This is a genomic window from Ruegeria sp. YKSF131 (assembly GCF_059612645.1).
Genome location: NZ_JBXWQZ010000003.1, coordinates 118,628 through 129,703 on the forward strand (window position 1 = coordinate 118,628; position 11,076 = coordinate 129,703).

Genomic DNA, 11,076 nt, shown 5'->3' on the forward strand with positions numbered 1-11,076 from the left:
CTCAATTACTCAACAGATCTCCGAAAGAGGGCCAGACTTGTTGCCAGCAGGACAGCGCCCAGCAAAGCCATCCAGATGAACTCTGGCCAAACTGTTTCGAGACCGGCACCCTTGAACACAATTGCCTGACTGGCGGCCATATAGTGACGAGACGGCAATAGCAGCGTCCCGACCTGCAACCAGTCTGGCTGCCCTTCAACCGGCGTCTCTCCTCCGGACAGCATCAGCATGGGAAGGACGATCAGCATGACCAAAAGCGCAAACTGCGCCATCGAACGCGCAATCGTAGCGAGAAAAACCCCGAGTGCGGTTGCGGTGAACAGAAACAGGGCAGTGCCAAACAGGAACAGTCCTTTTGACCCCGAGATTTCAATTCCCAGCGCACCCTGCATGACAAAGGTCAGCGACAGGCTGGCCGCGATCAGGACAATTGCAGCATTGGCCCAGATTTTGGCTGCTGCAATGTCAAACGGGGTCAGCGGCATTGCCAGCAGATGCTCGATCGTCCCGTGCTCCCTCTCTCGGATCATGGCAGCGCCGGTCAGAATGGTGGTAAGCCACATGATCTGTCCGATCAGGGCAACGATCCCGGCAAAACGCACGGTATCACGGTTGGGGTTGAAAGCGCTTCTTAGGATGACATCGACCAGCGGTGGATCTACAAGATCGACACCGATCGCAAAGCGGCGAATTTCGGCACCCAAAATATTGGTGATATAGCTGGCACCGATCCCGGCCTGCTCCATCGCCGTGGCGTCGATCAGAACTTGGATTTCAGGCTTGCGCCTTGCCCTTAGGTCTTTCTCGAATCCCGGTGGAACAACAACTATGAAGATGAATTCTCCGGCGTCCATTTGCGCTGGACCGCTACCTGGTTCGATTTGTACGACCGGCTGGAACTCGGGTGGAAAATATGCTGTGGCAAGCGCTCGGGACAGTGGAGAATTGTCCTCATCAGAAAATGCAATCGACGCGTTGTTGACCGAGGTCGCTACGCCGGTTGCCTCCATCATGGGTGCCAGCGTGAAAGACCAGACCAACAGCGCCATCATCACCCAGTCCCGACGCAGGCTCATCACTTCTTTCAGGCCAAGCCAGAATATGCAGGACAATCGCTGCATTCACTTCTCCTGCGCGCGAAGGCAAAGCGCGGCGATCAGTGTCAACGCCGGTCCAAAGCAGGCCAGTGCCAAAATGTCCGGTGCGAGCGCCTCCCATCCAAGCCCTTTGGTGAAGGCCCCGACATTGAGGTGCAGAAAGTAGGATGAGGGCCAGAGAGAGCCGATAAGCTGCGCACCATCCTCAAGCGTTGATACGGGCTGCAAAAGACCCGAGAACTGGATGGTAGGCACGACCGAAGCGATAGCAGTGGCAAAAGTCGCTGCCACCTGGCTGGATGTCATGGTTGCGATCAGCAATCCATAAGACGTCGTCGCCCAAACATACAAAAACGCACCCAATGCCAAAGGCAGGGGATCGCCCTTAAGCGGCACATCGAAGACAAAAATAATCATTGCGGCCAGCAACAGGAAATTCACGTAGGCAATCATGATATAGGGTATCTGTTTGCCGATCAGGAACTCGAGCCGCGTTGTCGGTGTTACGTAGAAATTGACGACCGAGCCCAGCTCGCGCTCTCGTGCGACGCTGACCGCAGCCAACACGGCAGGCAGCATGATCAGCAGGATGGCGGGCATGGCCGGGGCCATCGCGGCAATGCTCTCAAAGCTCTGGTTATAGCGAAACCGGGGTTCAATACGGGCGATCTCAACCGCGTGTTCGCCTGTGGTCCTCGCCTGCCCGTCAAGAAACGACTGGTGCAGCCCAGCGACATACCCCTCGACTGTTTCCCCTTTGAAGGGGATCGCGCCATCAACGGTTGCCAGCACTTGGGTAGGTTCACCTGTGCGCAACTTGCGCCCGAAATCAGGTGGCAACTCGATCACCATTGAAACGTCCCCTGCCTGCAACCGTCTGCGCCCTTCTGTGGCGCTGATCAAAGGCGGCGTTTGCTTGAAATAAGGCGATCCCGAAATTTCTTCCGTGTAGGCCCTGCTTTCCGGGCTCTGAGACAAGTCCAGAACGGCAAACTCAAGATCTTCTATGTCGAGTGATATGCCAAAGCAGAACACCAGCATCAAAATCGCCGAGCCAAGAAATGCAAATGCCAGACGAACGGGATCACGGACCACTTCAACCGCTTCGCGTCGTGTGTAAGTCAGGGCACGACCGATACCTTGTCCGGTGACCTTGGTCTTGGTGACAAAGTCAACTTTGGGTGCCACGACAGGTGCAGGTTTTTCTGCGGCCTCCAAAACTGAAATGAAAGCTTCCTCAAGGCTGCCGGTGCCTTCTGCGGCGATCAGGTCCGCGGGCGTACCTTCCGCCAGAACACGGCCCGCATGCATGAATGATACGCGGTCGCAGCGCTCTGCCTCGGCCATGAAATGCGTGGAGACAAAGATCGTCACCAAGTCCTTGCGCGAAAGTTCGACCAGCAAAGCCCAAAAGACATCGCGTGCTTCGGGGTCCACACCCGAGGTTGGTTCATCAAGAATGAGAACTCGGGGACGATGGATAACCGCCACCGCCAATGACAAACGTTGTTTGATTCCAAGAGGCAGCGCGGCAGCTAGTGTGTCGCGATGGGCCGTCAGACCAAAACGTTCGGTCAATTCCGATATGCGCTCCTCTCGATCAGGGATTGCAAATATCCGGGCATGAAGCTGTAGGTTCTGATGAACTGACAACTCGCCATAGAGCGAAAAAGCCTGGCTCATGTATCCGATGTCGCTACGCATCTTGCGATCACGTGCATCAACCGGGTTGCCAAACAACAATGCCTCTCCGGAACTGACTGGCAACAGGCCGGTCAACATCTTCATCGTGGTGGATTTACCACAACCGTTTGACCCAAGAAAACCGAATATCTCTCCGCGATGGATCGAGAAATCGACACTGTCGACAGCGGTGAAATCCCCGAACCGACGTGTCAGGCCTCGGGCAGAAATCACAGGGTTCGGGTTGACCTGCCGAACAGGTGTTTGTTCCGACGCCAATCCAAAACCATCGTGTGACCGCAAGCGCCGGTATGCGGTTTCGAGATCCCGGTCCTGCCCTTTCAGTTCAGCAGGTTTGCCTTGAAAGATGACGCGACCTCCGTCCATTGCAACAATTCGGTCAAAGCTTTCCGCCTCCTCCATGTAAGCAGTGGACACAAGGACGGACAGTCTGGGATGCTCTGCCCGAATGGCATTAATCAATGCCCAGAATTGACGGCGTGAGAGTGGATCGACACCGGTTGTCGGTTCATCCAAAACCAGCAACTTCGGATCATGTATCAGAGCACAGCACAGGCCGAGCTTTTGCTTCATCCCGCCCGAAAGCTTGCCCATAAGCCGGTCTTCAAACGGCGCCAGCCCTGTCGCCGACAACAGCGCATTGATCCGGATGTCACATTCTTCTTGCCCTTGGCCAAAAAGCCCCGAAAAGAACTCAAGGTTCTCGCGTACTGACAACTCAGAATAAAGGTTTCGACCCAAGCCCTGTGGCATGAAGGCAATGGCCGGGCAGATAAGGCGTCGGTGCGCGGCGTCGTCGATCAAGCCACCTAGAACATTGATTGATCCGGTTTGCAGTTTTTTTGCACCGGTGATCAACCCCAGCAGGGTCGACTTTCCCACCCCATCCGGTCCGATGAAGCCGACCAGCTGGCCCCTGGGAAGATCAAGCGAAACCGACTGCAACGCGACATCGCTGCGATACCGGTGCGTGACACCCGTGATGCGAATCTCAATGTCGGCCTCTGGCGTCATTCGAACAGCTCGGGCGGGATACCCTGTTCCAACGCCTCTGGCCACGCAAGGTTTGGATCGATCCGGATCACGGCAACACCGCGAAGCCCGGTTTTGACGTGCTCAATCCGGCGTTGGACCAGATTCTCGGGGATGCGCACACGGACGCGGAACACCAGTTGTTCGCGTTCATCCAAAGTCTCGACCTGCTTGGGTGTGAATTGTGCTTCAGGAGAGACAAAGGTTACAAAGGCTGGAATGGAATAGTCCGGCAGGGCGTCAAGAATGATGCGAGCTTCGGCACCAATAGGCAGCAATCCGGCTTCGCGCGCAGGCAGGAACACCTCCATATATACATTCTCAAGGCTGAGCAGAGTCAGGATTGGTTCACCCGCGGCAACGACCTCGCCGGGTTCCGCCAGCCGATAAAGCACACGCCCGCGTGTCGGAGCCAAAAGCGAGCTGTCTTCGATCAGCGCCTCGATACGGCGCACTTCGGCCTCGGCGGCCGCAATCTGGCTTTCTGCAGTGGCCACGCGCGCCTGTGCGGCACCCAGAACCGCTGCGGCAACCTGATGTATGGTTTCGCGTTCTTCGAAAACCGTTTCAGAGATATTCTGCCCAGTCAGAAGAGCCGTTGCGCGCTGAAGCTCCTGCGCGGCCCGGCGCAGTTCGCTTTTCCGCTGCACAACAAGTGCCTCTGCTTCCACTTTGGTCTGATGCGCCAGCGCCACTTCGGCCTTGGCACGATCTAGCGTGGCGGACAACTCATCACTGTCCATTTCGGCCAGCACGTCACCGGTGGCGACCATACCGCCTTCAACCGCCATGACGCTTTCGACACGTCCGGCTAAGGTCGGCGCAATTTCAATCTGCTCGGCCTCGATCCGACCATTCCCCCGGGCAAATCCATCAGGCAACTGGCTTCCATTTTCAGAGACCAGGGAATAGAGCACCACGCCCACCATCGCGAGCGCAGCCAAAGCAAAAAAAATCAATGAGTTTTTCTTCATTATCCACCGCCTGAAAACTCGCTGCGGGTATTCCTCTATACTGCTGCTGAACCGTGGGCTTTGCTTTGGATCAAGCCAACGACGTCAGGGCAAAGAAAGACTCTGCGACCCTGTCCCGGACATGTTCAGCCTTTGTGACCTGAAACTTTACCACAAAAGAGAAACAACATGGCATGCAAACCAACCCTGGCTTCGCACACTAAGGCAATGCGCACCGCGTTGACAGCCAAGCTGAAGTGAAAACGAGTGGTGGCCGATATCGGAGTCAATTTCTCGACCCTGAACCGATAGCTTTAGCAGGTTCCTCAAAAGACCGCCATGTACAGTTCACCCTCAAAGACACGGTTTGAGCGGCGTTCAGCCCCGCAAACTCCCCGATGGTCTTGAGAAAACAACGAACGTAAGTTGCTATTTACCTTCGAACAACTGCAAACTTGTAAGATGAACAGAAGGCTTCTTAGTCCGGTGCAGGCGCTTTTCGTGGCGGGTCTTGCCGCGCTTGGAGTTTTCACGATCCTCGCAGGCCTTCGTTCTGAAGGTTACCTGCAGCGGCCCGAGCTTGCACATTACGATTGGGTTTTGGACCGCAGGGCCAGCGATGCGTTGGCACAGGATGTTGTCGTGGTCGCGGTCGATGACGAGGATTTGCGCACCTGGGGCTGGCCCCTCTCAGATGGTCAGATTGCGAATATTATCGACGCACTGTCGTCGGCAGGTGCCGCTGTAATCGGTATCGATATCTATCGCGACAATGAGGTGATCGAGGGGCGGCAGCAACTCGAAGCGGCGTTCCTGAAGACCAATGCGATCTGGGTTGTGAAACTGAACGACAGCGGCGGGCTGAGCATCGAGGCGCCGGATTTTGCGCAGAACGACGGCAGCGTGGGGTTTGCTGATATCCCCGTCGACGCGGATGGTGTCGCCCGGCGCAGTATTCTGCTGGTCAGCGGCACCGATCGCATTTCTTTGGCGTTCAGCACACAGTTGGCCCTGCGCGCCACGGGTCAAAACAGCCTGAAAGCCTGGCCGGACGATCCCCGGACCCTGTTGTTTGGTCAGACGCCGGTGCGACGGCTGGAAGACAGGTTCGGCAGCTATCGCGGGCTAGATGATACGGGCTATCAGGTGCTGCTGGATTACACCAACGCATTGCCGATGGCCCCGATCATACTGGCCCGCGACTTGCTCGCCGGACAAGCAGACGCGGACATGATCGAAGGAAAAGTCGCCCTGATCGGGGTTACCAGCAAGTCGATCAAAGACGATTTCCGCACACCGCTGAACAACCCGCCACAGACGCCATTCAGCTATGGCGTATTGGTGCATGCAGCCACCACCCAGCAATTAATCGATTATGCCGCGGGCCGCAGCCAACCGATGCGCAGCCCCGGGCAAAGTGCGCACTTGGCGATAATCTTCGCCAGCGCATTGTTCGGGGCATTAGCTGGGGTTCTGTCGCGCACTGTGCTGACCGTCATACTACTTGGACCAGGCCTTGCCATCGCTATTGGAGTGGCGCTTTCGAACCTTTTGTCTCGTGGCATATGGTTGCCGGTCGTTCCGACATCGGTTGCTTGGTTTACCGCCTTTCTTTTAGCGCTCCTCACTGTCGGGATCATCTCGCGTCGGCAACGCCAGGCCATCGCCAGACTGTTCTCGGATCATCTGTCCCCGGAACTCACAGCCGAGATATGGAACGCGCGTGATATCCTTTTTGCTGGCGGAAAGCCGCGCCCCCGCCGCTTGCGCGTCAGTGTCCTTCTTGCTGATCTGGAAGGCTCGACGACCGTCGGCGGCTCGGCCGAACCGGGTGCCTTCATGGACTGGACAAGCCGGATTTTGGATGAAATGAGCCAGGTCGCTCGCGAAAATGGCGGGTTCATTGAGAAGTTCACCGGTGACGGAATCCTGGTGGTGTTCGGTGCGCCGCTGCCTCGAACGACCGAGGAGGACATCCAGAAGGACGCTGTCGCGGCCTGCCGGACGGCACTGCAAATTTCTGACCGGATTGACAGACTGAATGCAGAAGGTGGTCTGTTGGCACCTTATGGTCTGCGGATCGGGCTCCATAGTGGCGTGGTTTTGGGCGGCACGTTGGGCAGCGCGGGCAGCCTTCAATACAACATCATGGGCGACACGGTGAACATCGCAGCCCGTATCGAGACATTCGGAAAAGCGTTGCAAGTTAGGCGCGCGTCGGCAACCACGATCTGTGCCAGCGCTGATCTTCGAGAACTCGTTGGACGCTATTTCACGTTTCAGTTGGTCGGGCACCTTATCCACGACGACAAGTCGCGGGAAATTGCGTTATTCTTGCTGACAGGATCGGCACAGAGGGGGGCATCGCAATGATGACACCGGCATGTTCGGGAAACACTCTTGGCGCTTTGATAACCGGTCTGCTGCTGCTTCTGGGCTCGACCATTTCCCTGTCGGCGCAAGAAAGCGAAGGCAGTCAGCAGGCTGATCCAGACGAGGTCATTTTCATTCCGCCCACCATCGGTGCCCCGGCGGACCGCGTCGGCGCTGCCACGCGCGATGTCGGGCAAGAGGCTGGAGCACTGGCCGTGCTCGCACCGGCTGGCGGCGGCGTGACCACATTGGGCAAACCCCCGCTGATCTGGCACTTGGCTGATAATTTTTCAGGCCAGATGTCCGCGCAGTTGGCCCCGGTCGGGTCGCAGCAGAACGGAGTCGGTATTTCCGGCAACGGTCGGTTCCGAAAAGGGTTCTACGCGCTCGACCTGTCGCGCTCGGAACTCGTGCTGGAGCCGGGGCGTATTTATGTCTGGACAGTGGTTCTGGCGGAACCTGAGGCGGGGGCCGTCATCGCGACGGTGACGACTTACGTGGAACGGGTCACCGCCCCAGAGCCCGCCGCAGAGGATGTGCCGGCCTTGGCCGCCAAGGGATTATGGTTCGATGCCCTGCACCCCTTTGTCGAAATCGAGTTATCGGGTAAAGTTCGGGTCAACCGGAATGCGGGGTTTGCGAGCCTTGTCCGGTCTGCTGGCATTTCGCTGCCATAGGACACGCTCCAACCCCTCGGCAAACAGGCGGGGGACGCATGATGATATACCGGTCTTTTTCGGGTCTGGCTCTACGCTGCGCTCTGCTGGCCGTTGCACTGATCTGCACCATTTCAGCAGCGGCCTTTGCGGCGACGGAAAAACGCGTGGCTCTAGTCATTGGCAATTCCGCTTATCAGCATGTCTCGAGTCTGGAGAACCCGATCAATGATGCTCAGGACATCTCGAAATCGCTGGCACGTATAGGGTTCGAGGTCACCACGGGTCTGGACCTGGATTACAACGGTATGCGCATCGCGCTTCGGGACTTTACCGAAACTGCCGCGGGTGCCGATGTGGCGCTTGTCTATTTCGCGGGCCACGGAATTGAGATCGAGAATACCAACTACCTGATCCCGGTGAACGCAGCACTGAAAAGCGACCGCGACGTCGACTTCGAGGCCATTCGTCTGGATGCAATCGTGAATTCGATTGCCGATACGCCGGGGCTGAAACTGGTTCTGGTCGATGCCTGCCGCAACAATCCTTTCGTTGCGCAGATGTCGCGCGCGTCGGCCACTCGGTCGATCGGGCGTGGGCTGGCCGCAGTGGAACCTGGTGGGGTTGTCGTGGGCTATGCCGCGCGTGGTGGAACGCTGGCGCAGGACGGGGGCGGCCGGAACAGCCCCTATGCGACGGCACTTTTGGAACATATCGAACAGCCGGGGTTGGAGCTTGGGAAAATGTTTCGCCGGGTGCGCGATCGGGTGGTGGAGCTTACGGATGGATTTCAGGAGCCATTTACATATGGCTCACTGCCTGGCGAAGACATCTACCTTGTGCCACAGGTCGAACAGGTGGCAATGCTGGCACCTGCAGACCAGACGACCCAGCCCGTCGCCGTGCGCCCCCTTGCGACCCGCGACACTGCAATCAGCGCCGCGATGAAAGTGAACACCATGCGTGGCTGGTCGCTGGTCGCCGGCAAGTACCGGGCGGCCACCATCGTCGAGCCCGAGATTCTGGGGCGCATGGCCGAGATTACGCCGGATTGGCTGAAGAAACAGGGCCACCTGTCCACAATGGAGGATTTCCTTTTACCGGACCGCGAACGGAAACAGCGTCTGCAAGAGGCGCTCAATACCGCCGGTTTCGAGGTCGGCGTGCCGGATGGCGCGTTCGGACTGAAGACGCGGGCGGGAATAAAGGCTTTGCAGGAGGCCCGAGGGCTTGATCCGACGGGCCATGTCGATGCGGCCGTTCTGGCAAGCTTGCGAATGGAATGGCAGGATGGGTCTGACGATAGTTTTGTCAGCAATCCATTTGCTGTGCGTCAAATGCCGGATGACCTTGAAATGCTGGGTGAAAACGAAGAGATCATAACAGTGCTCAAGTGCCTTGGCTTGCGGAAAAGCATCTATGGCAAGTACCGGGGCAGCTTCTACATCGCCATGATTTATTCCGGCTCGATCGACGACGCGCGCCGCCTCGCCGAGAGCTGTGGCATCGATCTTGCATCCCTGACATCGGCTGACGAGAACGCATTCGTGGTGCGCATGATCGCCCATGATCCGGCCTTGTTTGAACAAGGCTATGACAGTCGAACCAACACCAGTTACAAGGCTGGCCCCTATTTCGGCTTCCGGAAGGACCCAAAGGAAGAAAATGCCGTGACAGGCTGGCGGTGGTACACCGGAGAGCCGGTCAATTTCACAAATTGGTTACCATCGAAACCGAACAAGACCCATGGGAAAGGCAACAAGGCTTTCGCTCAGTTTCAGTATGAACGAAACGGACGCCGAGACCTGAGTGAGATCGTGCCGACACAATGGTTCGACGGGTCGGGACGCTTTGCACGTTCAGTCGTTCTGGAAGGCAGGTTGCCCTAACCGGGATAAGTTCAAATGGATTGCAGCCCAGGTGCATTGCTCAGCTCTACAAAAGATTCAGACAGGGGCTATCCCGGCTAGTAATACTTGCAATGCAATCGAAATCCGATCGCTCTCAAGCCCGATCTGGACGTGTCGCGGTTTGATGCCGCTCCTTTGATGGCACTTATTGCAGCAAAGGAGACGGACTTTGGGACTGAAACGGACGGACGATTTCCGTGCTGATGCAGTGTAGACTCCGCTGACGAGCGGGCTGACACGTCGGCGGGTTGCTTTAGACTTAGGTATTGGCCTTTCGACGCTGAACAAGTGGGTACCGGCGCATCGTAACGCCGGCGCTGTGTCGGACAAGGATCTGGACCTCGCCCGTGAAAACGAGCGACTTCGACGGGAGAACCGGGTTCTCAATGAGGAGAGGGGTATTCTAAAAAAGGCCACAACCTACTTCGCGAGCCAGAAGCCATGAGGTTTAGTTTCATCTAAGAGCATGGAAGCGAATTCCCAGTTAACCGCCTTTGCCAAGTTCTGAATGTCAGCTCATGTATCCTGCGCGCTTATTGCAGCCGCCCAGCCAGCCAAAGGCAGCGGACCAACGCGGTCGTGCTGACTCATGTCCAGGAGCGATCTCGTCTCAGCCTGAGCAGCCACGACCGTCCACAAATGACTGGCGAGTTGAAGGAACTTGGTCTGAGCGTCGGGCGTCGTCGTGTTGGTCGGTTGATGCGTGAAAATAGCATACGAGTCGAGAGATCGAAGTAATACAAAGTGACGACCGACTGCAATAACGCCTTCAATATCGCGCCGAACCTGTTGAACCGGGACTTCACAGCATACGAGCCCAACTGGAAATGGGGAGGCTCGCCCCATCCGCGTTCGTCACGTGGCAGATCAGCAGGAACAGACGCCGTCGGCGTCTGATCTGCAAATCAGCCCTGATTTTACCAAAAGGAAGTCAGGATCAATGAAACCGGTCTAGGTGCTGGATGAAGGAAGTGAGGCAAAAAAGTCAAGGTTCTGTCGCTGGTGGCAGAACTATGTGTCGCCTGACAAATTACCAAGTGGCGGACCGAGGAGCAACCTAACATTTTATATAACTTATTGTTAAAAATTTATAAAGTCTTAGAAATTAAAATGCATACCACTAAATATACCACACTAATCATTGGAACTGGCGCTTCAAAGCCTCAGGTTCGAGCATGACGGAACGACCGGTAACTAAGAATAGCAGACACTCATAAAAAGTGCAGCGAACGTCTTCTTCGAGCCGATATTGTTGAAAAACAACGTGTTGCTGGCGCAGAGAGAGGCGTACCGAACTGAGCGCGAGTGCCTTTCTTGTCAGGCTTTGCTCGTTTGCTGCGGTGCGGGAAAG

Annotated in this window: 7 protein-coding genes and 1 pseudogene; 4 read left to right on the forward strand and 4 right to left on the reverse strand. The window is 56.7% G+C overall.

Going from position 1 to position 11,076, the window contains the following annotated elements; genetic code table 11:
• Positions 1–5 precede the first annotated feature (5 nt).
• From AC2FLZ_RS02455 to AC2FLZ_RS02465, 3 genes are read right to left on the reverse strand one after another with little or no spacing between them, the layout of a single operon-like run.
• Positions 6–1,121 (reverse strand): ABC transporter permease, encoded by a 1,116-nt coding sequence (locus AC2FLZ_RS02455; RefSeq protein WP_480473994.1) that lies wholly within the window; start codon positions 1,119–1,121, stop codon positions 6–8.
• A complete protein-coding gene (gene rbbA, locus AC2FLZ_RS02460) occupies positions 1,122–3,815 on the reverse strand; it encodes a ribosome-associated ATPase/putative transporter RbbA (protein ID WP_496881692.1) in 2,694 nt (897 codons plus the stop codon).
• On the reverse strand, positions 3,812–4,807 hold the full coding sequence (locus tag AC2FLZ_RS02465) for an HlyD family secretion protein (protein ID WP_480519323.1): 996 nt from the start codon (positions 4,805–4,807) through the stop codon (positions 3,812–3,814). The genes rbbA and AC2FLZ_RS02465 overlap by 4 nt, the downstream gene beginning before the upstream one ends.
• A gap of 441 nt (positions 4,808–5,248) precedes the next feature.
• Between AC2FLZ_RS02465 and AC2FLZ_RS02470 the strand changes: the two genes are divergently transcribed.
• From AC2FLZ_RS02470 to AC2FLZ_RS02485, 4 genes and pseudogenes are all read left to right on the forward strand, one after another.
• On the forward strand, positions 5,249–7,159 hold the full coding sequence (locus AC2FLZ_RS02470) for a CHASE2 domain-containing protein (protein WP_496881693.1): 1,911 nt from the start codon (positions 5,249–5,251) through the stop codon (positions 7,157–7,159).
• Positions 7,159–7,836, forward strand: a complete 678-nt coding sequence (locus tag AC2FLZ_RS02475; protein ID WP_496881694.1) for a DUF928 domain-containing protein — start codon at positions 7,159–7,161, stop codon at positions 7,834–7,836. The genes AC2FLZ_RS02470 and AC2FLZ_RS02475 overlap by 1 nt, the downstream gene beginning before the upstream one ends.
• Positions 7,837–7,874: 38 nt before the next feature.
• Complete coding sequence (locus AC2FLZ_RS02480; protein ID WP_496881695.1) at positions 7,875–9,704, forward strand: caspase family protein; 1,830 nt, start codon at positions 7,875–7,877, stop codon at positions 9,702–9,704.
• Between the two features lie 241 nt (positions 9,705–9,945).
• Positions 9,946–10,562: pseudogene (locus AC2FLZ_RS02485) on the forward strand (transposase family protein); the annotation flags it as partial.
• 301 nt (positions 10,563–10,863) lie between these two features.
• On the opposite strand, the gene AC2FLZ_RS02490 reads toward AC2FLZ_RS02485, so the two are convergent.
• The coding region (locus tag AC2FLZ_RS02490) for a hypothetical protein (RefSeq protein WP_496881696.1) at positions 10,864–11,076 on the reverse strand (213 nt) is incomplete at its 5' end.